Origin of the sequence: Nostoc sp. 'Peltigera membranacea cyanobiont' 213, from assembly GCF_002245975.1 — a bacterium.
Classification (GTDB): domain Bacteria; phylum Cyanobacteriota; class Cyanobacteriia; order Cyanobacteriales; family Nostocaceae; genus Nostoc.
Genome location: NZ_NOLI01000035.1, coordinates 32,793 through 58,486 on the forward strand (window position 1 = coordinate 32,793; position 25,694 = coordinate 58,486).

Annotated in this window: 18 protein-coding genes and 1 pseudogene; 11 read left to right on the forward strand and 8 right to left on the reverse strand. The window is 42.5% G+C overall.

Translation table 11 applies throughout. The features are described from left to right. Positions 1 to 43: 43 nt before the first annotated feature. Positions 44 to 628 (reverse strand): hypothetical protein, encoded by a 585-nt coding sequence (locus CDG77_RS12485; protein ID WP_094329684.1) that lies wholly within the window; start codon positions 626 to 628, stop codon positions 44 to 46. A 516-nt stretch (positions 629 to 1,144) separates the two neighbouring features. On the opposite strand from CDG77_RS12485, the gene CDG77_RS12490 reads away from it, so the two are divergent. Beyond that, positions 1,145 to 2,041 carry an alpha/beta fold hydrolase gene (locus CDG77_RS12490; protein WP_094329685.1) on the forward strand — a complete coding sequence of 299 codons (897 nt, stop codon included), beginning with the start codon at positions 1,145 to 1,147 and terminating at the stop codon, positions 2,039 to 2,041. Between the two features lie 386 nt (positions 2,042 to 2,427). Continuing rightward, positions 2,428 to 3,105, forward strand: coding sequence for a LuxR C-terminal-related transcriptional regulator (locus CDG77_RS12495; RefSeq protein WP_094329686.1), 678 nt, complete (start codon positions 2,428 to 2,430; stop codon positions 3,103 to 3,105). A 196-nt stretch (positions 3,106 to 3,301) separates the two neighbouring features. Here CDG77_RS12495 and CDG77_RS12500 read toward each other — a convergent pair whose 3' ends face one another. Continuing rightward, on the reverse strand, positions 3,302 to 5,068 hold the full coding sequence (locus CDG77_RS12500) for a putative bifunctional diguanylate cyclase/phosphodiesterase (protein WP_094329687.1): 1,767 nt from the start codon (positions 5,066 to 5,068) through the stop codon (positions 3,302 to 3,304). A 535-nt stretch (positions 5,069 to 5,603) separates the two neighbouring features. Continuing rightward, positions 5,604 to 6,293 carry a 5'-methylthioadenosine/S-adenosylhomocysteine nucleosidase family protein gene (locus CDG77_RS12505; RefSeq protein ID WP_094329688.1) on the reverse strand — a complete coding sequence of 230 codons (690 nt, stop codon included), beginning with the start codon at positions 6,291 to 6,293 and terminating at the stop codon, positions 5,604 to 5,606. Between the two features lie 237 nt (positions 6,294 to 6,530). On the opposite strand from CDG77_RS12505, the gene CDG77_RS12510 reads away from it, so the two are divergent. The 3 genes from CDG77_RS12510 (at position 6,531) to hpnH (ending at position 11,315) form a co-directional block, all read left to right on the forward strand. Further along, positions 6,531 to 9,209 (forward strand): efflux RND transporter permease subunit, encoded by a 2,679-nt coding sequence (locus CDG77_RS12510; protein ID WP_094329689.1) that lies wholly within the window; start codon positions 6,531 to 6,533, stop codon positions 9,207 to 9,209. After that, positions 9,209 to 10,192 (forward strand): hopanoid-associated sugar epimerase, encoded by a 984-nt coding sequence (gene hpnA / locus CDG77_RS12515; RefSeq protein ID WP_094329690.1) that lies wholly within the window; start codon positions 9,209 to 9,211, stop codon positions 10,190 to 10,192. The genes CDG77_RS12510 and hpnA overlap by 1 nt, the downstream gene beginning before the upstream one ends. A 103-nt stretch (positions 10,193 to 10,295) precedes the next feature. Beyond that, positions 10,296 to 11,315, forward strand: a complete 1,020-nt coding sequence (hpnH, locus tag CDG77_RS12520) for an adenosyl-hopene transferase HpnH (RefSeq protein WP_094329691.1) — start codon at positions 10,296 to 10,298, stop codon at positions 11,313 to 11,315. Positions 11,316 to 11,370: 55 nt separating this feature from the next. Here the strand turns inward: hpnH and CDG77_RS12525 are convergent, their stop codons facing one another. Then, positions 11,371 to 13,254, reverse strand: a complete 1,884-nt coding sequence (locus CDG77_RS12525; protein ID WP_094329692.1) for a serine/threonine protein kinase — start codon at positions 13,252 to 13,254, stop codon at positions 11,371 to 11,373. A 722-nt stretch (positions 13,255 to 13,976) separates the two neighbouring features. On the opposite strand from CDG77_RS12525, the gene CDG77_RS12530 reads away from it, so the two are divergent. Next, positions 13,977 to 15,254 carry a DUF4255 domain-containing protein gene (locus tag CDG77_RS12530; protein ID WP_094329693.1) on the forward strand — a complete coding sequence of 426 codons (1,278 nt, stop codon included), beginning with the start codon at positions 13,977 to 13,979 and terminating at the stop codon, positions 15,252 to 15,254. Further along, positions 15,251 to 17,239: an ATP-binding protein gene (locus CDG77_RS12535; RefSeq protein ID WP_094329694.1), complete on the forward strand. Its 1,989-nt coding sequence runs from the start codon at positions 15,251 to 15,253 to the stop codon at positions 17,237 to 17,239. Before CDG77_RS12530 ends, CDG77_RS12535 begins: the two co-directional genes overlap by 4 nt. Positions 17,240 to 17,277: 38 nt before the next feature. Here CDG77_RS12535 and CDG77_RS12540 read toward each other — a convergent pair whose 3' ends face one another. Then, on the reverse strand, positions 17,278 to 18,642 hold the full coding sequence (locus CDG77_RS12540; protein WP_094329695.1) for an alpha-L-fucosidase: 1,365 nt from the start codon (positions 18,640 to 18,642) through the stop codon (positions 17,278 to 17,280). A gap of 143 nt (positions 18,643 to 18,785) precedes the next feature. On the opposite strand from CDG77_RS12540, the pseudogene CDG77_RS39095 reads away from it, so the two are divergent. Together CDG77_RS39095 and CDG77_RS12545 are read left to right on the forward strand one after the other, a co-directional pair. Beyond that, positions 18,786 to 18,875, forward strand: a pseudogene (locus CDG77_RS39095) (IS982 family transposase); the annotation flags it as partial. Positions 18,876 to 19,092: 217 nt separating this feature from the next. After that, entirely contained in the window at positions 19,093 to 19,758 is a 666-nt protein-coding gene (locus CDG77_RS12545) for a GUN4 domain-containing protein (RefSeq protein ID WP_094329696.1), read from the forward strand. Here CDG77_RS12545 and CDG77_RS12550 read toward each other — a convergent pair. Beyond that, positions 19,755 to 20,558, reverse strand: coding sequence for an SAM hydrolase/SAM-dependent halogenase family protein (locus tag CDG77_RS12550; RefSeq protein ID WP_094329697.1), 804 nt, complete (start codon positions 20,556 to 20,558; stop codon positions 19,755 to 19,757). The two genes, CDG77_RS12545 and CDG77_RS12550, sit on opposite strands and share 4 nt — an antisense overlap. 110 nt (positions 20,559 to 20,668) lie before the next feature. Here CDG77_RS12550 and pirA point away from each other — a divergent pair, with 110 nt between their 5' ends. Continuing rightward, complete coding sequence (gene pirA / locus CDG77_RS36450; RefSeq protein ID WP_181154184.1) at positions 20,669 to 20,824, forward strand: arginine synthesis PII-interacting regulator PirA; 156 nt, start codon at positions 20,669 to 20,671, stop codon at positions 20,822 to 20,824. A gap of 420 nt (positions 20,825 to 21,244) precedes the next feature. Here the strand turns inward: pirA and CDG77_RS12555 are convergent, their stop codons facing one another. Continuing rightward, the gene (locus tag CDG77_RS12555; protein ID WP_094329698.1) at positions 21,245 to 23,761 is read right to left on the reverse strand and encodes a CPBP family glutamic-type intramembrane protease; all 2,517 of its coding nucleotides are present in this window, start codon (positions 23,759 to 23,761) and stop codon (positions 21,245 to 21,247) included. A 192-nt stretch (positions 23,762 to 23,953) separates the two neighbouring features. Then, a complete protein-coding gene (locus CDG77_RS35400) occupies positions 23,954 to 24,157 on the reverse strand; it encodes a hypothetical protein (RefSeq protein WP_143857015.1) in 204 nt (67 codons plus the stop codon). 306 nt (positions 24,158 to 24,463) lie between these two features. Here CDG77_RS35400 and CDG77_RS12560 point away from each other — a divergent pair, with 306 nt between their 5' ends. Beyond that, on the forward strand, positions 24,464 to 25,522 hold the full coding sequence (locus CDG77_RS12560) for a hypothetical protein (protein WP_143857016.1): 1,059 nt from the start codon (positions 24,464 to 24,466) through the stop codon (positions 25,520 to 25,522). Positions 25,523 to 25,694 lie beyond the last annotated feature (172 nt).

Genomic DNA, 25,694 nt, shown 5'->3' on the forward strand with positions numbered 1-25,694 from the left:
GATACCATTTAAAATGGTTCAGAGCAAGGGCATAAAGGCTTTTTTACAGACAAAAACGAAAGTTGTCAAGGGTGAATTGACCATCAAAAGCACAGAAGGTAACGCTGTAGATGTTATTCACATTTATAGATAATAAGGTATTGGGGGAAATTGCGGAGTCTGAATTGGCAAGATTAGCGCTGGGGAGTACAGTTTGACCGAGGAGTTGGCGATCGCGATCGTAGGCAGAAAGCACTAGCCGTTGCGAACTAGTCACTAAGGCGCTAACCGAGTTCACCGGATGTAAAAAAGTAGCTTCTAAAAATCCGCTTTTGGGCGCTCCCATTAAGACTGTTAGCCCTAAATAGCTTGGAAATGCTGGATTTGATGGTTGTATTGCTAGAGAATTGTGAAAAATTACTCCCCAGTCTTCATACTGACGCTCTACTGCTTCAAAACACTTTAATTCTCCTAAGTCTAAACAGATACAAGTAGGTACGGACATACTGACAGCATCAATGGCTGATTCGCCTCGATCCCCCCAAGCCTCAGCTTTAATTTCATTTTGTATATTAAACTTGTCAAGCGCAAATTTAGCGTCTTCAATCGCTGGTAGTTTATTTGATTGAAGAGTAGCCTGCTTTACCATGACATCCCGCCTTACAATTGCTTAAAGAATAATTAGATTTAGTAATATATCAAAAGCTACTGTTTCTACATGTAGACCTAGAATTAATAGCTTGTATAAATGAGCATTTTGAGTCTTGTTAATGCTCAAAATTATTTATGACTTTTTTGATAGACTACCATAAAAGCTTATACTTAATTACTGCTTGAGCGATCCTTGCTACCACGACAAACCCTTATATAACAGTAATTACAACGTTTAGTTACTTTTTCTTGTGAAAAAAATCATCGAATCTTTACAGGTAATTCAGTAATTTTATATCTACTTAATCTAACGGTAGCCAGAAGTCTTAGAGTGATTGGTTGGCCGATAATAACAATGAGTGAGGAGCTTGAACTAAATAGGTAAGTATTCTGAAATGACCAAAGAAGAGGCGATAACGCAAATAAATTATCAAATACTTTCTCAGTGTCTCCGCATTCACAGGTCTATTCTGTTACTCATCCAATTAATTACTACAATCAGCAAAAAATACTTATGTTTCAACCACTAGGTTTTGAACAACGCTCCATAAATACCTCACTAGGTAGAATGGTATATTACACTGCCTCCGGCTCACTTTGGCAGGACAATATAACGGCCAAAGACGACCGGGAAACTTTGGTGTTCCTGCACGGTTTTGGTGGCGGTTCTTCTGCTTATGAGTGGTCAAAAGTTTATCCGGCTTTTGCTGCTGAATATCGGGTTATTGCGCCCGATTTGCTCGGTTGGGGTAGGTCTGAGCATCCTGAACGGAATTATAATATTGACGATTATTTGACCGCGATTCGGGAGTTTATCGAGCAGACTTGTACAGGTTCTGTAACTGCGATCGCTTCTTCTTTGACCGCAGCCTTTACAATTCGAGTAGCAGCAGCTCATCCTGATTTGTTCAAGTCTTTAATTCTCACTACCCCCGCCGGACTTTCCGACTTTGGTGAAAACTATTCGCGTAGCTTTTTTGCTCAGTTAGTCAGCGTTCCCATTGTTGACCGTTTAATTTACAGCACTGGGGTGGCCACCAGTGGGGGTATTCGCAGTTTCTTAGAGCAACGGCAATTTGCTAAGGCTAATCGAGTGTACCAAGAAATCGTAGATGCTTATTTACAATCCGCCCAACAGCCTAATGCTGAGTATGCAGCACTCTCCTTTGTCCGTGGCGATTTATGCTTTGATTTATCCCTTTACATTCAACAGCTGACCACGCCCACCGCCATTATTTGGGGACAAAAATCAGAATTTACCGGGCCAGCAATTGGTCGCCGCCTTGCCGAAATGAATCCCCAAGCAATCCGATTTTTTCAAGAGTTAGAAGATGTGGGGTTAACACCACAGTTGGAAGTACCAGCAGTCACAATTGGGTTAATTCGCCAATTTTTGCCTTTGCTGAATTAGTAGTTATTTCAATAGTCCTAGCCTTGTCTAATTTCTTCTTTTTGCCTTTTTTATAATCAAAGCAGGGCGTTGGGGAGACAGTACTGTTAGCACGTAGTGTCTCCCTTAGAGGTTGGTTAAAAAGTCTAATTAAGCTGTCGTGCATTTAATTTGCACAGCTAAGGCGGGCAAGATGCCCACCCCACAAGAGATTTATTTTTTGGAGGATGCAAATTAAAGTATTTTCAGCTTACTTGCTTGCCTTGGCGACTAGAAGTGACGACTACATGAGATAAAACCCACCTATCCTGCGGGAAGACTAAGGGCTAACGTGGGTTGATTTTTCATGTTTTCCGCGTAGCTGGACATTTGTGTACTAGCAAACTCTATTCGCACAATACTTTAACGTGCGCCTCCGTTGGAGACTCTCGTTACAAGCTCTATTTCATGCAATTGCTCAAGCTAAAGATCGAGAGACATTGCGATCGCACATATCGACAGAAATGAGTGAATATTTTTCAGCCACACGAGGTGGGCTGTTTTTCTTTGCTCAAATCCCTCTAGCTAACAGCAAGCTCCAAAAAGCGCTGCAAATTGCACTATCACCCCAACACAATCCAGTTGCACGCTACTTGCTAGAACACCATGCCCCTGTTCATGAAGCTTTAGTAGTAGAACCGAAGACGTGGAGGTTGATTTGTCCTCGTGCCGATCGCTGGCACGTCATGGCAGGGCCAATTGTCAGCAATGGGCAGTTAGTAGGTGTGGTAGGTTTTACCCGTCAGCAAGGAATGCCTGCATTTGATTCACAAAATCTTACAGATTTGAGTGCGCTTTGTCTGCACATTTCTACTTGGGTAGCAATGGCGAGATTACAACAACCACTATTACAGACAAAGCGTTTAACACCTCGTGAAATGCAAATTGCTTCCTTGGTGGCTCAAGGACAAACAAATGCAGAAATTAGTGCTGAACTTTGGATTACTGAAAACTCTGTCAAGCAAGCTTTAAAAAGGATGTTTCGCAAGCTTGAGGTTTCATCTCGGACTCAGATGGTTGCAAAGCTTTCCACAGTTTCAAAATAAATGGCCTTTTATTTTAATATCGTCAGTTAAGCCCAAAATCCTTAGTAGAGACGCGTTAGTGCCGCGAGACGAAGCCCAATTTCGCGTCTCTACAGGTTAAAAATCACTTATGACTTACGTAATAACTCTCTGAAACTCTTATTCCTTTGCGTCCTTTGCAGTAGCCTGCGGCAAGCCGCTCTGTGTCTACGTTTTTTCATGATTTTGCGTAAGTACTGTCAGTATCAAAAATCCTTAAACCAAGGGTATTGACTGCTGCAATTCCCTCCATCTGCTGAGAACTTTTCTGCAACATCGGGGCAATCATATCAGCAGGAACAGGACGACTGAAGTAGTAACCTTGACCTTCATCACATCCACGTATTTGCAAGTATTCAAGCTGTTCTTGGGTTTCCACACCCTCTGCTGTGATTTTCAAGCGGAGGCTCTTTGCTAGGGCAATAATCGCATCGGTGACGGCGGCGCTATCAGGATTAGACATGACATCCTGTACAAATGACTGATCGATCTTGAGCATATTCACAGGAAAGCGTTTCAAATAATTCAGGGAGGAATAACCAGTACCAAAATCGTCTAGAGCCAAGCAGATACCCAGTTCTCGTAATTGTTTTAAGATATGAACTGAACGATCGATATCAGCCATCAAGAAGCTTTCTGTCACTTCTAGTTCCAATGAAGATGCTTCAAGTCCAGTTTCCTCAAGAATTTGGTTGACGATCTCAACCAGATAGGGTTGTTCAAACTGTCGAGATGACAGATTCACAGATATCCGAATTGGGGTAAATCCTGCAAGCTGCCAAGCACGGGTTTGGACGCAAGCAGTTCGTAAGACCCATTCACCAATTGCTACAATCGCACCATTGGTTTCTGCAATGGGAATAAATTTTGCTGGAGAAACCAAACCTAATGTAGGATGCTGCCAGCGAATCAAGGCTTCCATAGCTGTAACTTTTCCGCTATGTAACTCAATTAGAGGTTGATAATAAACCAGCATTTCGCCACGTTCAAGCGCTCCATGTAATTCTTTTTCTAAAGTCAGTCGCTCCTGCAACTGAGCATTGATTTCCGGCGAATAGAATTGATATTGGCTCCGCCCTTTCTGCTTTGACTGGTACAGCGCTATATGAGCCTGTTGTAAGACATGATTTACAGTATTAGGCTCGGTTAGGTTATTAATTGTGATGCCGATGCTGGCAGTGATATGAATCGAGTTACCCTCTAAAAAAAAGGGTTTATTTAGGGTACTCAATAACACTTGAGATAACTTAATTACACTTTCCAAAGAATTAATGTCGATTCGGGCAAGGGCAAATTCATCTCCTTTAAAATGAGCAAGAATATCTGTTTGTGTTATGCAGGTTGATAATCTCTGGGCAACTGCTCTTAACAACAAATTTGTTATTTGATGATCTAACCCATGACTTATACCAATGAAATCATCAATGCTTAACACAAATACAGCTATAAGACGTTGGTTGTTTTCAGGTTGGGATAAAATCTGATGGAGGCGATCGCAGAATAGCTCGCGATTGGGCAATCCAGTCAGTTCGTCATAATTAGTGATGTAGTGAATTAACTCATCTAATTTGTGAAGAGTTTGTGAGGTATCCGCCATCAACGTACCCGCTTCATCAGCAAATTCTGTGGGTAACTCAGGTAGTGTTTTGGTGTTCAGATAGTTTTGTAATGCCGCAGATGTCAAAATGACCGGTTTGAGGAGATGGTTTAGCGCATAGAGGGTAGCGGCTGTACCCACTAACGTCGCCAATAGAGCAACAATCATAACTTGCACCGCCATTTCCAAGGAATAGGAGTTTGAAATGACGAAACTCAAAAGTAAGGTCAGAAGTGGTACATGAGTGCCCAAAAAAGCCACCAACATGATTTTAGCGGTGTAACTTTTCTTAAACCATCTGAAATTAGCTAGGAACGAATACAGGTAGAGCTTGTGATTTAGCGTCATAAATTCTGTTTTATAAGTTGGCAAATTAGTTCCGAGCTATCCCGGCAAAAAAGTATTTTTTGTTCGCAATCCAGTGGAATTAGCTCTCGTGGAACCTAACCCTGATAAGGCTATATATTATGCTTCCCAATATCCTTTTCTACTTGATATGTATGACGATAAAGTTTCTGTAAAACTTATTGCAAAAGCATTTTTATCGCATATTCTTACTTGTATTTATTCTTACACTGTCAGTAGTTATTCTTTCGTCTGAATGTAAGTAGGTAGGCGTAATTAAACATAAAATAAAATCCTAGTTCGTAGTAAGCGATTCATCGCTCAAAACAAGGATTATTAGGACTAAAGTCCCGACTACAAACTTTAATTTATTTGCGCCTAGCTACTTAATATCAAAAGAAAAGGAACCACAAAGAAATATTTGTGTTTCTTTTTCAAAAATTACGAATTATAAAATATTAATTCTTTCTTAAAATACGTATACCAGTTCTAAATCATTCCTGAAAAGTTAAACACCGTTAAGTGTACTTGCAACAAATTATCCCAATTGATTGCCAGAAAAGAGCAGATTTGTAACTTGCTCTAATGTCTTTAATGCTGTTAATGAACCTCTAATCAGCCGAGTAGCAGCAAGGGGTTGTCGAAGCATTCCCATCGCTAAAGGAAAAGGGTTTAGAGAGCCATCAGAGTTAATTGCTGATGTGAGATTGGGGATATCGTGCTGACAATTGTCACTGACTACTCGCACCATTGCCACTGTAACTCCAATTGCATTGAAAAACTCTAGAGCAGTAAATCCTTCCATATCAACGACATCAGCCGCCAAAGTTTCACCCAAGTGGCGTTTTTCGGCAGCAGACCAAATTACGCGATCGCTTGTCAGTGACTTGACCAAAGATACTTTTTGTGGTATATACGAGTGCAATTGAGTAGTGAAAGTGCGATCGCATTCTTGCCGCTTCCCCTGATAAACACAATCTTGATACAGCACAATATCACCAACTGGATAGCGATCGCTTAAGCTGCCACATATACCCATAATTAGCACCCTAGATTTTGGAGCCAGAACTTGTGCTTGTTGCAGATATTTGAGCAAAGGCTTCATCCCAACAGGTATGGCTACTACCGTTGGCATAGAACCATTTCCGCCCCTTAATCCGCGACACACAGCTTTATATTCTGCTCCTTGAGGTACCAAAATTGTGTTGATAGACAAAAAATTAGGCACTAGCTCTCCCAAAAACTCCGACCAAATTATTTCTTATGCTCAACAGAACTAAGTTCTATGTTTCAAAATTTTGCCATATCATAAGTGACAATAAATAATGCTGCCCTTTTCTGGTCAGACACCCCAGATGATTGCTGTAGCATGAGTGACATACTCCCCACTCCCGAAGCAGTGAGATGTGGGGCAACTTTAAGTTTAAGCTAAATAATTGTGTCACCCACACGATAATTTTCCAAGATGGTAAATTTTCATAACTCCAAATCCGCACGAGAACTCTTCAATATTTCCAAATTGGCGATTCAATTTTCGTGGCTGACGGTGAGTTTTTGGATTGCCGTAACGGTAGCTGGTATTCTGGCTTTCAGTTCTCTCAAGTATGCTTTGTTTCCAGATATTACCTTTCCAGTGGTGGTTGTGAATGCTACAGCCCCACTGACAACTGCCCTGGATACAGAGGCGAAGCTTACCAAACCGTTGGAAGAACGCCTCCGTTCTCTAGAAGGACTGGAGAATATCCGCTCATCCACCTATCCAAGTCAAACAGCCGTTAGCCTTTCTTTTGCCGTTGGTACGAATTTAGAAACATCGACTAAAAAGGTGGAAACTGCCCTCAAACAGTTGACTTTGCCTCAAGGAGCGACTTCTAAAATTATTCCTCTGAATCTGAACGAGTCAGCCGCCATTAGCTATGCCATTGAGAGTTCCACGCGAAATCTGACAGATTTGACAAAGTTGGCACAAGACGAGATTGTAAGTGCGATCGCTAAACTACCAGGAGTCTTGAAAGTCTCACTGTTGGGCGCTGCTACTGCAACTCCCCTAAATCCCTCAAATGTGAGTCCAGCAGCCATCCCCCAAACAGGCGCAACATTAGTCAGATTTAACGGCCAAGATGCACTGGCATTTCAGGTAATTAAACGCGGTAGCGCTAACACCTTAGAAGTAGTAAGTCGAGTTGAAAAAGAAGTCCAAAGGCTACGTTCTACCCTCAAGGATGTCAAACTCACCTTAGCTGCTACCCAAGCAAAATATATCCGCCAAGCCACCCAGTCAACTATCGATGCTTTGCTAGAAGCAGTTTTGTTGTCCATCGTGGTAATTTTTCCTTTTTTGTGGAATTGGCGAGCCACCCTAATTTCTGCACTGGCAATTCCTACGTCTTTATTGGCGACATTTATCGTCATGGCAATTTTCGGTTTCAACTTAGAAACCATTACGCTGTTAGCTTTAGCTTTGGTGATTGGGAGTATTGTTGATGATGCGATCGTGGATGTGGAAAACATCATGCGACACATTGAAGATGGAGAAACTCCTCGTCAAGCAGCGCTTTTAGCAACCAATGAAATTGGATTAACAGTCACCGCCGCCACCTTGACAGCAGTAGCAGTTTTTCTACCCATAGGTTTGATGGGTGGAGTAATTGGGCAGTTTTTCAAGCCTTTCGGCATCACTGTTTCAGCCGCGATGCTTGCTTCTATGTTAGTTGCTCGGACTTTATCTCCAGTTCTGGCTATTTACTGGTTAAAACCTAAATCCTCGCTCTCCCCACGTCAAGAAGCAAAAATTTGGGTGGCGTTTACCCAAGCTTACAAAAACTTGCTGAGTTGGTCTTTGAATCACCGGAAGATAGTTATCGCATTAGCCGTCCTCAGCTTCATCGCAGGTATAGCACTAATTCCACTAATTCCCAAAGGGTTTATTCCCAAACTCGATCGCGGCGAATTCAATATTGCTTATACTGCTCCTTTACCGAGTATCCCCGATTTGGGTAGAGGGGAACAAGGAGGACAAAAAAGCGATATTCCCAATCCCCAATCCCCAATCCCCAATCCCTTAAACGATTCTCTTCAGGTTGCTAAAAAACTAGAAGATGTAGTCAGAAAATCACCAGCAGTTGAAACGGTATTTACTACTGTTGGTTCTCGTGAGGGTGAGCCAAACAAAGGCACGCTATATATAAAGTTAAAGGAAGACCGCGCGATCGCAACTGGAGAACTACAAGATCAATTGCGCTCCTCTTTACCTATCCTTCCTGGGGTAACTACTAGTGTAGAAGATATTCAATTTGTCGATTCTGGGGGTCAAAAACCTCTGCAAATAGCTTTAAGTGGTGACGATCTCCAAGCCTTAAGTAAAGCAGTCAAGGCAATTAAAGAAAGAATTCAAAGACTACCGGGATTTGCTGATGTCACAGTTACAGGTGAAACGAATCCACAGGGTAAGGTTGTTCAAATCGAGCGGCTGAATAATCAGCGAGTTGCTTATGTTAGTGCGAATCTTGGTAAGGATTTATCTTTAGGTGATGCTACTGATAAAGTGGTAGCGGAAGCAAAGGCGGTGTTACCCTCTAACGTTTCCTTAGATTTAGGAGGAGACTCTGCTAACCAAGGTGAAGTTTTTAGCAGTTTCGGCAGTACTTTGGCTTTATCTGCCCTGTGTATTGTTGTGGTACTATTTTTGCTGTTCAAAACCTGGGTAGACCCTCTGGTGATTGGTGTCTCTTTACCTTTAGCACTGGTGGGGGCAATGTTGGCATTACTGATTACCAAGAGCGATTTTGGTATGATCTCATTGATTGGTTTCGTCTTTTTGCTGGGGCTGGCCAATAAAAATGCCATCTTGCTTGTGGATTATATCAACCAGTTACGCAATGCTGGTACAGAACGCACCGAGGCGATCCTGAACACAGGAATAGTGCGCCTCAGACCAATTATGATGACTACCGCCTCCACTATTTTGGGAATGCTACCGATCGCATTAGGTTTGGGTGCTGGTTCGGAATTGCGATCGCCTATGGCTGTAGCGATCGCTGGTGGACTCGTAACTTCAACTATCCTCAGCTTAATTGTCGTGCCGGTAGTCTACACCGTTTTAGATGATTGGTTTCCCCGATTTAAAAAGAGAGGGACAGCTTGATGCCAGTTTTTGTTACAGGGGGTACGGGTTTTATTGGTGCCCACTTGGTACGGTTGCTCTTACAACAAGGATATGATGTCAAAGCGCTAGTCCGCTCAAGCAGCAACCTGGAAAATCTCCGCGGTTTGGATGTGGAAATTATCAAAGGCGATTTGAACGATCCAAATCTCTGGCAACAGATGAGAGGTTGTCAATACCTATTTCACGTTGCAGCCCATTATTCTCTGTGGCAAACAGACCGAGAGTTACTTCACCACAACAATGTTCTGGGTACGCGCAATGTGTTAGCAGCAGCTAGCAAAGCTGGAATTGAGCGTACCGTTTATACTAGTTCAGTAGCAGCTATTGGGGTAGGATCGTTTGGTCAAGTGGTCGATGAAACACATCAGAGTCCCTTAGAAAAGTTGGTGGGTGACTACAAAAAGTCTAAGTTTCTGGCGGAACTTGAAGCCATGCAAGCTGTTGCTAGAGGTCAAGAGGTAGTTATTGTCAATCCTAGCAGCCCCATTGGAGCGTTGGATATCAAACCTACTCCGACAGGTGATATAATCTTACGGTTTTTACGACGGCAAATGCCCTTTTATTTAGATACTGGTCTGAATTTTATCGATGTGCGGGATGTGGCGTGGGGGCATTTACTGGCTTTGCAACGGGGGAAGTCAGGCGATCGCTATATCTTAGGTCATCAAAATTTAAGTCTCAAAGAACTACTCGAACAACTTGCCGAGATTGCAGGTTTGATAGCACCTCAACGAACAGTACCCGCTTGGTTGCCCCTTAGTGTTGCCTGGGTTGATGAAAAGATTCTCGCCCCCTTGGGGAAATCGCCCTCAGTGCCATTGGATGGCGTGCGGATGGCGAAACAGCCTATGTATTATGATGCTGCTAAGGCTGTACGAGAGTTGGGTCTACCTCAATCTTCGTTGAAAGCAGCGCTCAAAGATGCTGTGGATTGGTTTGTTGCTCAGGGCTATGTGAAATGAAAAATATAACGATTCACGTGGGGATGCAATACGCAATCAAGTAGCACCGATGTGCGCCCCTACTGTAGTGTTTTTAGATATATAAAGAGGAGCGATCGCAACAATGGCAGTTAATATACAACAAGCTATGGATATCGGGAAGTATCTGGTTACTCAGCGTTTGAAAGGACGTAAACGCTTCCCCTTAGTATTGATGTTGGAACCTCTTTTTCGCTGTAATCTAGCCTGTACTGGTTGTGGTAAAATCCAACATCCCAAGGAAATTTTAAAGCAAAATCTCACCCCAGAACAGTGCTTTACCGCAGTGGAAGAATGTGGCGCACCGGTTGTCTCAATTCCTGGGGGAGAACCTCTGCTACATCCCCAGATCGATGAGATTGTTCAGGGATTAATTGAGCGCAAGAAATATATTTACTTGTGTACCAATGGTTTGTTGTTAGAAAAAAGTCTGGATAAGTTTCAACCTTCCCCTTACCTGACTTTTAGCGTGCATTTAGATGGAATGCGCGAGTTGCACGATCGCTGTGTCGATCGCCAAGGTGTTTTTGATATTGCTGTCAAAGCCATTCGTGCGGCTAAAGCTAAAGGCTTTCGTGTCACCACTAACACCACTATCTTTGAGGGGACTGAACCTAAAGATATGCAGGAGTTCTTCGACTTTTTGGAAACCCTAAATACTGACGGGATGATGATTTCTCCCGGCTACAGTTACGAGTGGGCACCAGATCAAGATCATTTTCTCCACCGCGAACAAACCCGCACCCTCTTCCGGCAAATTCTGGCTCCTTACAAAGCTGGTGAAAAAAGCTGGAACTTTAATCACAATCCACTGTTCCTAGATTTTCTCACTGGTGAGAAGGACTACGAATGCACGCCTTGGGGTAGCCCTAGCTATAGCGTTCTCGGTTGGCAAAAACCTTGCTATTTGCTGAACGAAGGTTATTACTCTACCTTCAAGGAATTACTGGCACAAACTGATTGGAGTCAATACGGCCAGAAGAGTGGTAATCCCAAGTGTGCCGATTGTATGGTTCACTGCGGCTACGAACCCACCGCCGCAATGGATGCAATGCAACCGCAAAATATGGCGCGTGCCCTTGGCAGTGTATTTGGCAGGAACTAGTAAGTAGTTAAAATAACACTCACTGGAGGAGGCAGTACGGTCTTCTCCGGTAGGGTTAGTTCTGAAGGCGATCGCTATTAGGTAAACCTTGCTGGTTACTTGGCTCTTTACGAGATTGAAGTTGAGTATATATATAAGCCACCAATGCTAAGGCCAATCCAATGGCCAAGACTACTCCCAAGATTCGCAAAAAATTGGGAGTGATTCTTGTAGCTAGCTGCTCATTTAGCTTTGGTTGGTAAATAGTATCATCCGTTCGCACTTGTTGTCCGTTTTGATGAGATACATGTCGTGGTTGATACAACGTTACATCTTGTGGTACTTGTTGTCTGCCTTGATTAGAATCAGGTCGTGGTTGATATAAAGTTTTATCTGGTGGCACTTGTTGCCCGCCTTGATTAGAACCAGGTCGCGGTTGAAACAACGTTTTATCTGGTGGCACTTGTTGTCCGCTTTGATTAGAACCAGGTCGCGGTTGAAACAACGTTTTATCTGGTGGTACTTGTTGTCCGCTTTGATTAGAACCCGATCGCGGTTGATATAACGTCTTATCTGGTGGCACTTGTTGTCCGCCTTGATTAGACGCAGATCGTGGTTGATACAAGGTCACGTCCGGTTTACTGGTGTTTGGATTATTCACAGGACTCTGTTGATTTTGCTCAACTGGGTTAAACTGCCTTGGAACGGTTTCGTTATTTGAACCTTGGTTGTATCTAGGCTGAAGGGGAGAAACTGTTTCCTCAGATTGGTTTTGCAGAATCGGGTTAAACGGTCTGGGAACAGTTTCGTGATTTGAACCTTGATTATATCCAGATGGAGGACGCAGAATAGTGTCGTCGCTCGATTGTCTGGGAACAGTTTCGTGATTTGAACCTTGATTATATCCAGATGGAGGACGCAGAACAGTTTCGTCACTCGATTGTCTGGGAACAGTTTCGTGATTTGAACCTTGATTGTAGGAAGGTTGCGGTTGCCCGGTAGCCTGTCCGGGGGCAAATTTGGCAGCTGCTTGCAAAGCAAGATTGAGTTCTTCTACCGTTGCAAATCGGTTAGCGGGGTTTTTGTGGAGGCATTTCATCACCACAGCTTCCAATTGTACGGGCAAATGCTCGCAACCAGGTTGCGATCGCAGTGGTTTCGGTGGCTCATAAGCATGAGCTAATACCCAAGAAGCCTCGCTGACATGACTACCCTTAATGCTGATACCAAAGGGATCGGCGGCACTCAGCATTTCATAAAGAATAATCCCTAAACTGTAAATATCACCCCTTGCGTCCAGGTTTTTATCGCTTTGGATTTGCTCAGGAGGCGCATAACGAAACGTACCAATAAAGGTACTGGTAATATTTGTAATATTGGCATTTTCTGAAGATTCACTCCGAATTTTGGCAACACCAAAATCCAAAACCTTGACCCACTCACCCAAATCTGTAGGCACTAAAAATATATTATCTGGTTTCAGGTCACGATGAACTACCTGAATATGCTCAGTGCTTTTTCCACCCTCCCGTTGGAGAGTAACACCTTGATGGGCAAGCTGTAGACCTTTGCAAACTTGCGCCATAATTTTCACTGTCCGCTCAACAGATAGCCGCTTTTCGCGTAGCAGTAATTGTCTGAGCGTTTGCCCGCGCAAATATTCCATTACGTAAAATGGAAAGCCTTCCGGGGTGAATCCACAATCACTAATCTTAACGATATGGTCGCTTTGCAAAGCAGCACAAACTGCCACTTCCCGCTCAAAACGCTTTCTCATTTCTTGTGATGCCACCAGCGTATCTTTGAGCAACTTCAACGCTACCTGCTGACCTACACGGGTATCTGTTGCCAGGAAGACATCTCCCATGCCACCCCCGCCTAACCGTTTTTCTAAACGGTATCGCTCGTTATCACCTACGAAGCGACCAATCCAAGAATTTGAAGAAGGTGGGGATTTCATCTGCGGGAACCCATCCTAGTTACTTTAAGGTGTTAACTTTAGTCAGAGATATTACTAGTATTACAAATATGATTGCTTACTTTGTAAACTAGATGAATATTAGTAATATATACTACTTATGATTTATCTAATTATACTCAGCTTAACATATTAGTAACTTAAAGTAATGCTAGCAATTTGATAAAATGTTTAAAATTAAGACTTATGGCAGTTGAAATTTGTTTCTAAGATGAAGTTAATGCAAATTCTCCAAGACTGTCTGCTTCAGTAGTGTTAATACCAATTCTACGTGAGGCTGCCCTTTAGAGATAATGCAGCAATACCATGCCAGTACTCTGTTGGAGAATTCGTAGAGAAGCAGCTACTCTATGAGACGCTTTGCGAAAGCGTTTACATGAATTGCCGCTACAGCTTGTATTTTTGCATCAGTCTTATCGGCGCATCTTCAAACAAAAATGGTAGGAGTGAAACGGGAAAGCGCAAATCCAGAATAGTAAAATACCGGGGAATTTTGCCTGCTTTTAACAAGGTAATTTGCCTGACTTGTAGTTATTTTATATACCAAATGGATTTACGCCATCCTGTACTAATAGTTGCCAATGTGCTTTTGTACGCCGTGCCGATAGTCTCTGTTACAGAATATTTAAAGTTTTGCAAAATATATTCTGTCAATGTACTCTGGCGTACATGATTAATATGTGCTATTGCCATGAGGAACGAGGATGAGTAATGTGCTCTCTATAGCCGCCGTGACAGCAGTACTAAAAGTCTTGCTGGAAAATGGTTTAGTCAGCGATCCGATCGCTGCTAGTGTTGGTGATGTAATTGTAACTGCCCTACCGCCCGATCGAATTTCAGTTGAAGCTGACGAACGCGCTCAAATTAACCTCTTTCTCTATCAAGTAACGCAGAATCGCAATGTCGATTGGGTATCTCAGGAATTTCGGAGTCGGCATTCACGTATTAATGGAAACCCGCACTCTCCAAGTCCGCCACTAGCTCTTGACCTCCACTATTTGCTCACAGCCTACGGAGCCAAGGATTTTCAATCGGAGCTTTTACTGGGCTATGCAATGCATTTATTACACAAAACACCAGCTATCACATCGGATATTATTGAAAATACTCTGATAAATGCCTCTACAACCAATACCTCAAGTGCTTTTTCCCAAGCTGTCGCGAGTGTATCTGTATCCGATTTAGCTGAACAAATTGGGCAGATTAAATTGACTCCAGAGTTTTTTAATATGGAAGAAACTTCTAAATTATGGTCTGCTTTACAAACACACTATCGACCTTCAGCTACCTATCTGGCATCAATGGTATTAATTGAAAGTAGCAAACCTGAAAATTCTGAAGGTTTCTACATAATGCCCTTGTCTCAACCGACTATAGAGCAAGTTATGGCTCCAGCAAAGACCGATCAAATTATTGTTGCGGGCACAACACTAGTAATTCGTGGTAAACGGTTACGCGGTGAGATTACCCGAATCCGTTTAAGTAATACAGAGACTTTAATAGTACCTCATGATGTTAAAGAAACACAAATTAGCCTGTTAGTCCCATCAGATTTATCCGCAAGTGTGCAAGGTATCCAAGTTGTCCATCTCACAATGGGCAATGCAGGGCAAACAGATTATGTAGTTGAATCAAATGTTGCGGCTTTTGTCCTCCATCCAACAATTACCGCATTTGTCGCTCAAGTGGAAAATAGCGGCGACAATTTACGTACAGCCGAAATTACCGTGAAATTCCAGCCCAAAGTTGGTAAGGCACAACGGGTAGTTTTGCTACTCAATGAAGCGTCAGACAATAGTCCGGTAGCTTATTCTTTCTTGGTTGCATCGCGGACTGAAGACACCGATGCAATTACTATTCCTGTCAAAAACATCAAGCCAGGAACTTATATTGTTCGGGTGCAGGTAGATGGGGCAGAAAGTCCATTGCATAAGAAGAATCAGTCTGGAGGTTATGATTCGCCAGAGGTGACTATTCTATGAATCCTACAACAAATCGCAATTGGGATGAGGCAAACTATCGCTATCTATCAGCATCTCTGGCCGTAGTACGTGGTATTTTAGAAAATCACACAGCAAAAGAGCAAAATCAATCTGTAGAGAACAACCAAGAGCATTTACGGCAAGCGTTACAGGAAGCTGCTGCTGCAATGCCTGCACCATCGGCATTGGAAAGAGTATGCAAAATATTTAGCCTCTCACCCTTTGAACGCGATTTGTTGCTGTTGTGTGCAGGTATGGAATTGAATGGAGATTTTTCTAAATTGTGTGCTATAATGCACGGTGATTTACAACGAGCTTACCCAACTCTAAGTTTAGCTCTAGCCGCTTTACCTAATGTCCACTGGGATGCGATCGCTCCAAATGCTCCCTTACGTCATTGGCGGTTAATTCAAATTGGTGATGGTCATGCCCTGACTCTCAGTCCCGTAAGAATTGACGAACGAATTTTACATTATCTCACGGGCATTCAATATCTTGACGAACGATTAGCCGGCATCATTGAACCATTACAAGCAGTTAGCGATTTAGTCGCCTCGCACCAAGATTTAGCCGAGCGAGTATCAGTAGTTTGGTCGCAAGCTTATAAGGTTAATAGCTTGCCAATTGTTCAGTTATGTGGTAACGAAACTACTAGCAAACGCGCCATTGCCGCAACAATTTGTCAACTCCAGGGTTTGAACTTGTGGGTAATGCCTGCACAAGTAATTCCATTAGCACCTAGCGAGTTAGATAATCTCATTCGCCTGTGGACTCGGGAGACGATTTTAAGTAAGTGTGCGTTACTTATAGATTGCAACGATCTCGATACTAATGATATAGCGCGGTTAAATGCGATCGCACGTTTCATCGAACGCACAAAAGGCTTTTTAATAGTTACAAGTCGGGAACGTATTGGATTAGGACAACGCCTAGTAGTTAATTTTGACGTACATCAACCAACTAGCAAAGAACAAGGTACAGTTTGGCAAGATGCATTAGGTTCAATGGCACCGCAAATGAACGGGCAAGTTAAAACTCTAGTGGAGCAGTTTAACCTAAGTGCCGCAACCATTCGGGCTGCTTGTGCGGAAGCCGCAGGACAGTTAGCCCAAACGCCAGAAAATGATATCACTAGCATTTTATGGGATGCCTGCCGCGTGCAAGCCCGTCCCCGCTTGGATGAACTCGCCCAGCGAATTGAGCCATCTGGTGATTGGGAAGATTTGGTATTACCAGAGGCACAGAAACAAGTTCTTCGAGACATTGCCGCTCATGTGCGTCAACGCAGTACTGTATATAACAATTGGGGTTTTGCTGCCAAAAGTGCGAGAGGATTGGGAATCAGCGCCTTATTTGCAGGTGCTAGCGGCACTGGCAAAACCTTGGGGGCAGAAGTGCTAGCTCAAAAATTGCGCCTCGACCTCTATCGCATCGATCTATCATCGGTAGTTAGCAAATATATTGGGGAAACAGAGAAGAATTTGCGGCGGGTATTTGATGCTGCTGAACAAGGTGGGGTGATTTTGTTATTTGATGAAGCTGATGCTTTATTTGGTAAACGCAGTGAAGTTAAAGATGCACGCGATCGCTATGCCAATATTGAAGTTAGCTATCTATTGCAACGGATGGAAAGCTACCCAGGTTTAGCAGTCTTAACAACGAACCTGAAAAGTGCAATTGATACAGCCTTTCTGCGGCGGATTCGGTTTGTGGTGCAATTCCCCTTCCCCGATACAACACAACGAGCCGAGATTTGGCGGCGCGTTTTTCCCGCCGACACCCCAACCGCAGACTTAGATGCCCTCCAACTAGCTCGACTAAATGTAGCTGGGGGTAATATCCGTAACATAGCCTTAAATGCAGCTTTCCTCGCTGCCGATGCTGGAGAAGCAGTACAGATGAAACACGTATTACGGGCTGCTCAGACAGAATATAGCAAGTTAGAGAAACCTTTAACTGATGCGGAAGTTGGTGGGTGGATGTAATTTTAAATTAACTTAGTACAGCATTTCATATCCGAGCTTCAGGAAAGAGGTATCTGGCTGATTTTCAACGTGTAGGCTGGTGATTTTTTCACCGTAGACATATCCGGTAGCGTGACAAATAAATTCTGTCCGCACTGTTGCCACTCAAGTTTACCTTTTGCCCCTAGCATTGTAATCTTTGCATTTTTCGGCAGAATTAGCCCTGGGATTGTCAGCGTCTGACTCATGGGAGTATCAAGCAAGACAGCATACAAATTACCTTTGTTTGTGGTGTAGCGCACTCGGATGCCTTGAGTGGACACATCTTCTGAGCGTATCCAATAGCGCGAGCCAAAGATGGCTTCACCATTTACTTCTAGCCACTTGCCTAAGCCAAGCAACCGTTCAGTTTGCAGTTTGGAGATTGAACCATCGGCATTTGGGCCAATATTGAGCAGTAAGTTGCCGTTTTTACTAACAATGTCAACGAATGAGTCAACCAGTTCATCTACTGAAATCATGTTCAAGTCGGTATCATTCTGGTTGTAACCAAACGAGTAACCTAAACCCCTTGTGCTTTCCCATTTCTTTGGTTCGATTTGTTTGAGTTGACTGTATTCAGGTGTGGAGAAGTCGAAGTGTAAACCGAATTGCCCGCCTAAATCAAAGCGGTCATTAACTACACCCTTAGGTACGTGATTGTAAAAGTAAGCCATAATCTCGTTTGCTTGACCAACAGGATAGCCAAGGTCATTCCACAAGATAGACGGCTGATAGCGGTCAATGAGTTCGCGCCAATGAGCATTAGCATATTCAGCGTAAGCTTTTTCTTGGATAATGGCTGCAACCAAGGTGTTAAAGTCTGTCACCGTTGTATCTTGTTTAGACCAATCAATACCGCCGGAGTAGTACAGACCCATACGCATATCTTGTTTACGAACGGCTTGTGTCAGTTCGCCCACAATATCCCGCGCCGCCACTCGTCCTGACTGGTTTGTGGTTTTGCTAGGCCATAAAAGGAAACCATCATGATGTTTGGTCGTCAGCACAACGTACCGCGCACCTACTTTAGAAAACAGTTTTGCCCATTGGGATGGATTCCACTGTGTGATGGCTGCGTTGAAGGTGGGGATGAAGTCGTCATAGGTAAAATTTTCACCGTAGGTTGCACGGTGATGCTTATAGGTGTCACTGCCCTCAAGTTTCATGGAGTTGTAGTACCATTCAGCATAAGGGTTGTGCTGGAACCAATATTCCCAACCGCGTTCTGCAACTACCTTGTTCTGTTCGCCAGTCAGTGGTGCCCAACCAGGTACGGAGTAAACGCCCCAGTGAATGAAAATGCCGAGTTTAGCATCTTTGAACCACTCTGGAACTTCATGCTTTGATAGCGACTCATTTGTTGGTTCATATAGTTGGTTCATATATCTGTTGTGCAAAGGCAGTAGAGGGTGTCAGGTTCAAAAAACTACTTAGAATTGCTGCAATAATTAGTATAAGTAGTAAAGGTCTAAACATCACAATTTTGCTGACTGAGGGATATATAATTTTACAACTGGATCTCGTCAAAGGTTGCGAGTACATGAAAGACCATCATCTGATTGCGAATATGTTAGAAAAATCGCGCTTTAATCGACGATTACACGGAATATCAATTGGCTCTCACGTCTAGAATCATTAAACAATTACCCTAACAACTCTGCAAAGAAAGTCTGAGTGGTTGACTAAATACTTATTCTCTCCAAAAAGATGACATTGTAAAATAGACCTGTTAAGAAATAAGAGAGAGATGATATGACAATATATACATCTATGTAGTAGCGGTTAGACTAAATTCATCCTGGGGCATTCAAAGTAATTAGAAGCATCCAAAAATGGCAAAGAATAATCAGACTGTTCTGACACTAACCTTACTAATTACAGCAAGTCTTATCGGTATATTTGCTGTTTTGGGCTGGATTGGATATTCGTTAACACGGTCTAAGTCTGAGAGCAAAAGTCCAGGAAACACTGATTTAGTTAACACAACTACTAATTCTGGCTCATTGAAGCAGGTAGAAATTACCACAGCCCGCAATGTCGATTCCAGTCAGTTGCAGAAATATTTACAAAACAAAGATTGGCAACAATCTGACCGAGAAACTTACCTGAGAATGCTAGATGTTGCTGGGACTAAGGCACAAGCAGAGGGTGCTATTAGCAAAGATGAAATGAATGCACTTTCATGTGTTGACTTGAAAACCATTGACAAACTTTGGAGTACAGCCAGTGATGATAAGTTGGGCTTTAGCGCTCAAGAAAAGATTTTGAGGGAACAAAAAAACGACTATCGCAAGATGTATGACGCGGTTGGATGGCAAACGTTAACAGGTGAGTGGCTGATTAAGTGGAACTATAATCAGCAAACTAAAAGATATGAGTATAAACCTGGCAAGGAACCAAACTTTAAAACTTTCCCCCCAGGACATCTGCCAACTGTGGAGAGAGGATATAACTTTGGCGTTTCTCTAGATGTGGCACTGACGAGGTGCGGGATTTAAGTTAGCACAACTTGAAGCGGTTCTTGCCAATCTAACTGCAACTGTAAGTGAGCATTGCCGCTATTAATGGCAATTTCTACCCAACCGTGACTGCCAACTAAAGCTAGTCTCTCTCCCACGCTGACATCACCGTAAGTTTTACAACCTGGTATACTTAATCCAGCAGCTTGCACATACCAAGTTTTGCCTTGTACGTAACTGGCTGGAATGTTGCTGACTAAGTTGCCGAAACGATCGATATATTGAATGCAACCCACTACACCGTTGCTTGTTTGCTGGCACTCGTCTATATCAAGTTTGACTAAACTTGCTGGATCAATTTCTTGTCCTAGCTGTTTGAGGGGGACACCACTAGCAAGACTAGCTGCTACTGGTGCAAAGATATCTCTACCGTGAAAAGTGTTGCTTGGTTGAGAAGTTCGCCAATAGTTAAGATTTGTAAGTTCGACGGCTGCGATCGCAGGGCTTTGACTAAGTACCCCGCTAAAGATACCATTATCTGGGCCGACTAGAAACCCTTGAGCAAATTCTACTGCGATCGCTCGTCGTTTACTTCCCACACCCGGATCTACTACTGCCAGATGCACTGTCCCTACGGGGAAATAGGGATAAGCATTCATCAGGCAAAACCTGGCTGCGGCGATATCTTGCGGCTGAATTTGGTGGGTTAAGTCTATTACTGTCAGTCTGGGGTTGATTTGGGCGATGACTCCCTTCATTATGCCTACATAGATATCGCGATCGCCGAAATCGCTTAGAAAAGTCATGAGTCGTTGTCGATCTATCTGCTTGTTAGACATTTTTTTGTTAAAATCTACATTAAGTTATAAAATTCTGTAGCAACAGCTACAAAATATGTGCTATGTTAAGGATAGAAGACATAAAGTGAAAAATTAAGAAGGTAATCACTATGAATCAAGGTAGACTACAAAGTGCAAGGAAAGCACAAGAAGCCCACAGAGAGAATATTCAAAAAAGCCTAGAGCATCGCCTGCAAGTAGCCAGAGCAAAGGGCGACGAACAACTGATTCGTCAACTGGAAGCTGAAATGAGGTATTCCAGCTAAATCAAGTTTTCATTGTTCTTAGTTTGTTGTGTAACCCGCCGTAGCGGGTTTTTTTTGTTTTTAGGGTGAGACAAATCATAAATTAGGGTGTATTACGGCTTTAGCCTAACGCTCCGCTATGCGACTTGAGATATAGATGGAACATGGCTGTGCCCCTACCCATATAGCAATACAGTTCAGATAAGACCAAAATACTTGTAGAGACGGCGATTTATCGCGTCTCAAAAACCCAAAATTTTTGCCAGTAGCCCTTAACCCAAGCGTGTTGCCCATGTACTTCATTTACTTGAAATACGCTGTAATACGGTGCATTAGGTGCGAGACAATACAGTTCGGTTAAGGTTTTTTGATGAAAATTCTAGATTACAAAGACGCGATAAATCGCCGTCTCTACAAAAGACTAATTATTGTAGTGATTTTTCACGTCTCTTGTCTTAGCCGATCTTTTTCATTTTTATCTAATTTTGCGATTCCTCCAAAAACAATTAACCAAATTACTACTACAACCCAGTGGATTAAAACTATCACCCACAAAGATCCTGTTAAGGTATATGCAACAGTACAGATAATTCCCAACAATGAAGTTAAAGTAAGAAAAACATGATTAAAGAATGTGGGAATTGCAGCTTTAAAAAATAGTTTAGCATTCAATGGATGATATAAAATAAACAAGACTAAACTCACAATTGCCCATAAACTCCATCTTAACCAATTGGTTATTTCGCTAGGATGAGGAAGCAAAATAACACGAAAAAAGAGTTCTTCAATAATCGCAGGTGTAAACAAACAACGCAACATTAATAAGCATTTGTCAATCCAATTTGCAGACCAAATGTTTATCTGTAAAAACCCAAATTTCCAGCCATAAGGTATGGCAATAATACTATAAACTATCAGCAGTAAAACAAGAACTAACCAATCTTGTCGTGTAAGAAGTACTAACGACGCTAGAACACGATTTAAAATAACTGAAAGTGGTGAAATATTAGTAAAGGGAATCTGAAATTGTCCTAAAAAGACTGTTGGTGCAATGGGTATAATATCGGATTGCCAACCACCTACTTGATTGGTTCGCAATACTTGCATAGTTGCACCATGTTTGAAAAATATTATGGCGAGATCGTCGTGTGCTTGTCGTGGCATTATTGTTCGCCATGTTGTCAAACCAGCCCAAACACTACGATCTTGAAATGGTTCCGTCGTTTCTCCGATTCCCGTACCTGCGAGTATACCTGCTTGACTCTGCCAATCAGCACGAATTATCCCCAAGGGCGCTAATTGTTGTTCTAAAGATTTACCTAATTCAACTAGCTGCTGAAAGCGTAATGCTTGCGGATGATTAGGGTTTTTGCCTATCCAAGTTTGAATTTGAGGAGTTGTAGCAACTTGGTTTTTAATTGCCATTATCGCGGCATAAAGTGCTTGGCTTGAGTCTTGGACGCATGATGTACCAGGTGATACCATTGCCCCACCAGTACCATCGCCAACGCGATAACGTGCCATTGTTACCTGTAATTGTTGCTGAAATTGCTCTAAAGGCGAAAGTTTAATACCATCAAAATCATAATCTTGCGTTACAGGGTCGAATTTAATCAGAATATCTGATACTGGACGTGTTGCCAGCCAGCCACGTTGCAAATTACCCATATAATCAGCCCATGTATGCGTTCCGGCAATAATTCCATCAGGGTTATGGGCATAAATTTGATGGTATTTAGTCTCAAAACGTAATTCCTTAGTAAACTCGTCGCGGACAACTTCTGCAATTCCAAAAGCAAAATGTCCGGTGATAGTATAAGGTACTGCGATCGCTTCAGCTTTACGTCCGCCAATTCCACCGAATAAGTGTAGTACAATCGCTTTATCGCCTTGTTGCCATTTTGATATAGATGTTTCTACAGGTTTTAACAAGGCAGTATTGAATTTACCTTTATTTTTTTCGGTATTTTGCCAATTTACCTCTTGGATATAATTTAGCCCTAATTCCTTCCCAGTGATGATTTGACGGGGTTGAATTTGAAACAGAGAACGAGGTGCAAGGGCGTTTACTGTAAATACGGCATTTGCATCTTTAGCACCATAAATATACCAACCATCTTCACCCGCAGGTGATTTTTCGATTTGCTGCGAACTCGAAGGCGCAAAGTTTCGTGTATCTATTACTTGTTGGGGAATACGAATAGTTTCTTGAATACCATCAAATTTATTTGAGTTAGGGTTATAGTGCTGGACAGAAAAATAATCGCTATCTTGTTTATCTTTTGTAGATAAAAGATTAGATGTAACCGGGTTAATTATTTTCACCAACCCATAAAATCTACCAGTTGCCATAACAGGTTCGCGTTCAATTTGCAAAATAGATTTTTCTGCATTTGCATTAATAATTGTATCTGCATCCAAAGCAACAATTGCATCATCATTAGGATTTGCACCTGCCAAAGAACGTAAAATCCCTACCTGACGAACTCCATTTAGTCGAAAAGGATGAATATTACCTTGGTTTTGACTTTTAATAACTTCCGAAGTGAAGTTTATATCTCGCGTTACAGCTTTAACTTTAGCAAGCAAATCTTCATTCTTTTTCCACTCCAAACGCACAATCTTTCCTAGCAAATTTTGTGCTGTAGGTGGTGCATATTGCACTTCCATCCATACCCAATCTAAACCATCTTGTAATTGCTGTTTTGTTGGTAAGATTAACCTTCCTACCCAGTCGCCAACAGGTTTATAAAGTTTTGCCGATGGAATTTGTGCAACTGGATAAAAACCAGGTTGATTAAAGTTTTGTCGAGTATGTATCGCGTAATTGCTTTCTTGTTGTACTAGCTGTGCTTCTCTTGCGGGGAGTCTCTGGGATGCAATTACTACTATAAATACTATAAGTAAGAATATCGGAAATACTAGCCTTATTTTTTGATTCAATCTACGCCAAATCATATATTATTAGTAACTAATATTATATCCGCTTGATTACTTCTTAAATTCCAATAACCCCACTCCACAAAAGCTATACGTTGTCTTCTCTCTCCAAAAATTACGTGAGGAGATTAAGCAAAATAACTGGCGTGTGGGGTGCAATGACTGTGATAATTATAACTAATTATGCCGAGATAATAGCTCAATCTCATGTCATACCATTACTGCAACTGCAAAACATAATATAGGATTACTATTTGATTTTTGAACGAAATTAGGTATTGTAGAGGAGCCAGTGCGTTGCGGTGAATCCAGCGCTGTAGGCGGGTTTCCCGCCGTAGGCGACTGGTGAACCCGAAGGGAGGTTCCCTCCGTTGTAGCAACTGGCATTGTGTTAGAACGGAGTTCGTAACGCACTATTATCAAGGGTTTGATGCCGTACTCTCCGCGCTCACATCCTACGTATATTTTCAGAAATAAAACCGGATTCCTATAGTAAAACTTTTCATTAGGGATCAGGTTTTTTTGAGTGATGAAAAATTAGTGAAAATAGCCAAATTTAACCAAAATTTTAACTAATTATAATTTTTTTATTTATACCAAATTGCTAGAGTGGATTTTACAAACACTTCTGTGATGCCGCGTAATCCAAACAATCTATGCATCGAAAATTGAACGATGTATGGGTTTCAATCATTGATTATTCTCAGAGATTATCAAACAATGAAATGTAAAGCAATATCTTCTTGGGCGATCGCAAAGCTGTCTTTTGCCTGCGGCATCAGTTTATTGAGTGCGAAATTGGTAGAGGCTGCTGTTACCTACAGCGCATGGCCTAGCACCACAACTGTAGTCACTGCTGATGGCTCTAACCAGTTCGGTGGTAATCTTAGCGGTTTGTTCTACGATCCTGCGGCTGGAACCCAACAAGCCATTTTGTGGGCGGTGCAAAATTCACCATCAAAACTCTACAACATGGTTTGGAACGGCAGCACTTTTGTCAAAAATACTACTAATGGTTGGAGTTCTGGAAAAACGTTGCGCTATCCCAATGGTACTGGTGCGCCGGATGCAGAAGGCGTGACCAAAGCCGAGCTTTCTTCAACGACTATCTATGTTTCTACTGAGCGAGATGGTAGCGGCTCGAACCGCTTCAGCGTACTGAGTTATGACAGCAGCAGCAGTGTTACCACCCTCAATGCCATCAAGGAATGGAACTTAACTTCTAATTTGCCGACGGTTAGCTCCACTAATCTAGGCTTGGAAGCGATCGCCTGGGTTCCAGATAGTTATTTGCAGGCTAATGGATTCATAGACGAAAGTACCAATCAGCCGTACAACCCAGCCAATTATCCGTTACACGGCACGGGATTGTTTTTTGTTGGACTGGAAGCGAATGGACAAATTTACGCCTACGCGCTCAACTCTGACTCGACGTATCAGCGTATCGCTACCATTGCCAGTGGTAATACGAAGATTATGGATTTATCCTTCGATCGCGATAATGAGACTTTATGGGCGTATTGCGATAACAATTGCAGCAACCGCTCAACTTTACTCGCTATTGATACCACTGTTGGCTCTCCAACGAAAGGCAAATTTATCATCAGCAAGGGTTACGAACGCCCGAGTTCGATGTCAAATATTAACAATGAAGGCATCGCCATTGCGCCCAATTCTGAATGCATCAGTAATCTAAAACAGTTCTTCTGGGCGGATGATTCCGAAACTAGCGGTCATGCAATCCGTCGTGGAACAATTCCTTGTGGACGATTGTTTTAAGCTAATATCGATCGATTCTTATCTGCTGGTGCGAGTTTAGGTAGTTGAGGAAAGTGACTCGTCCTTATTTGACGTTCTCTCCCGTTATACTAGACCTCTTGGAAAAGTCCCCTAACACCTCACCCCCAGCCCCTCCCGAAAAGCGGCTACGGTGTACACACAAGTCTTTAAG

Coding starts and splice junctions, on each gene's coding strand:
- CDG77_RS12485 (WP_094329684.1), bottom strand. CDS start 628: ATGGTAAAGCAGGCTACTCTTCAATCAAATAAACTACCAGCGATTGAA.
- CDG77_RS12490 (WP_094329685.1), top strand. CDS start 1,145: ATGTTTCAACCACTAGGTTTTGAACAACGCTCCATAAATACCTCACTA.
- CDG77_RS12500 (WP_094329687.1), bottom strand. CDS start 5,068: ATGACGCTAAATCACAAGCTCTACCTGTATTCGTTCCTAGCTAATTTC.
- CDG77_RS12510 (WP_094329689.1), top strand. CDS start 6,531: ATGGTAAATTTTCATAACTCCAAATCCGCACGAGAACTCTTCAATATT.
- hpnA (WP_094329690.1), top strand. CDS start 9,209: ATGCCAGTTTTTGTTACAGGGGGTACGGGTTTTATTGGTGCCCACTTG.
- hpnH (WP_094329691.1), top strand. CDS start 10,296: ATGGCAGTTAATATACAACAAGCTATGGATATCGGGAAGTATCTGGTT.
- CDG77_RS12525 (WP_094329692.1), bottom strand. CDS start 13,254: ATGAAATCCCCACCTTCTTCAAATTCTTGGATTGGTCGCTTCGTAGGT.
- CDG77_RS12530 (WP_094329693.1), top strand. CDS start 13,977: ATGAGTAATGTGCTCTCTATAGCCGCCGTGACAGCAGTACTAAAAGTC.
- CDG77_RS12535 (WP_094329694.1), top strand. CDS start 15,251: ATGAATCCTACAACAAATCGCAATTGGGATGAGGCAAACTATCGCTAT.
- CDG77_RS12540 (WP_094329695.1), bottom strand. CDS start 18,642: ATGAACCAACTATATGAACCAACAAATGAGTCGCTATCAAAGCATGAA.
- CDG77_RS12545 (WP_094329696.1), top strand. CDS start 19,093: ATGGCAAAGAATAATCAGACTGTTCTGACACTAACCTTACTAATTACA.
- CDG77_RS12550 (WP_094329697.1), bottom strand. CDS start 20,558: ATGTCTAACAAGCAGATAGATCGACAACGACTCATGACTTTTCTAAGC.
- pirA (WP_181154184.1), top strand. CDS start 20,669: ATGAATCAAGGTAGACTACAAAGTGCAAGGAAAGCACAAGAAGCCCAC.
- CDG77_RS12555 (WP_094329698.1), bottom strand. CDS start 23,761: ATGATTTGGCGTAGATTGAATCAAAAAATAAGGCTAGTATTTCCGATA.
- CDG77_RS12560 (WP_143857016.1), top strand. CDS start 24,464: ATGAAATGTAAAGCAATATCTTCTTGGGCGATCGCAAAGCTGTCTTTT.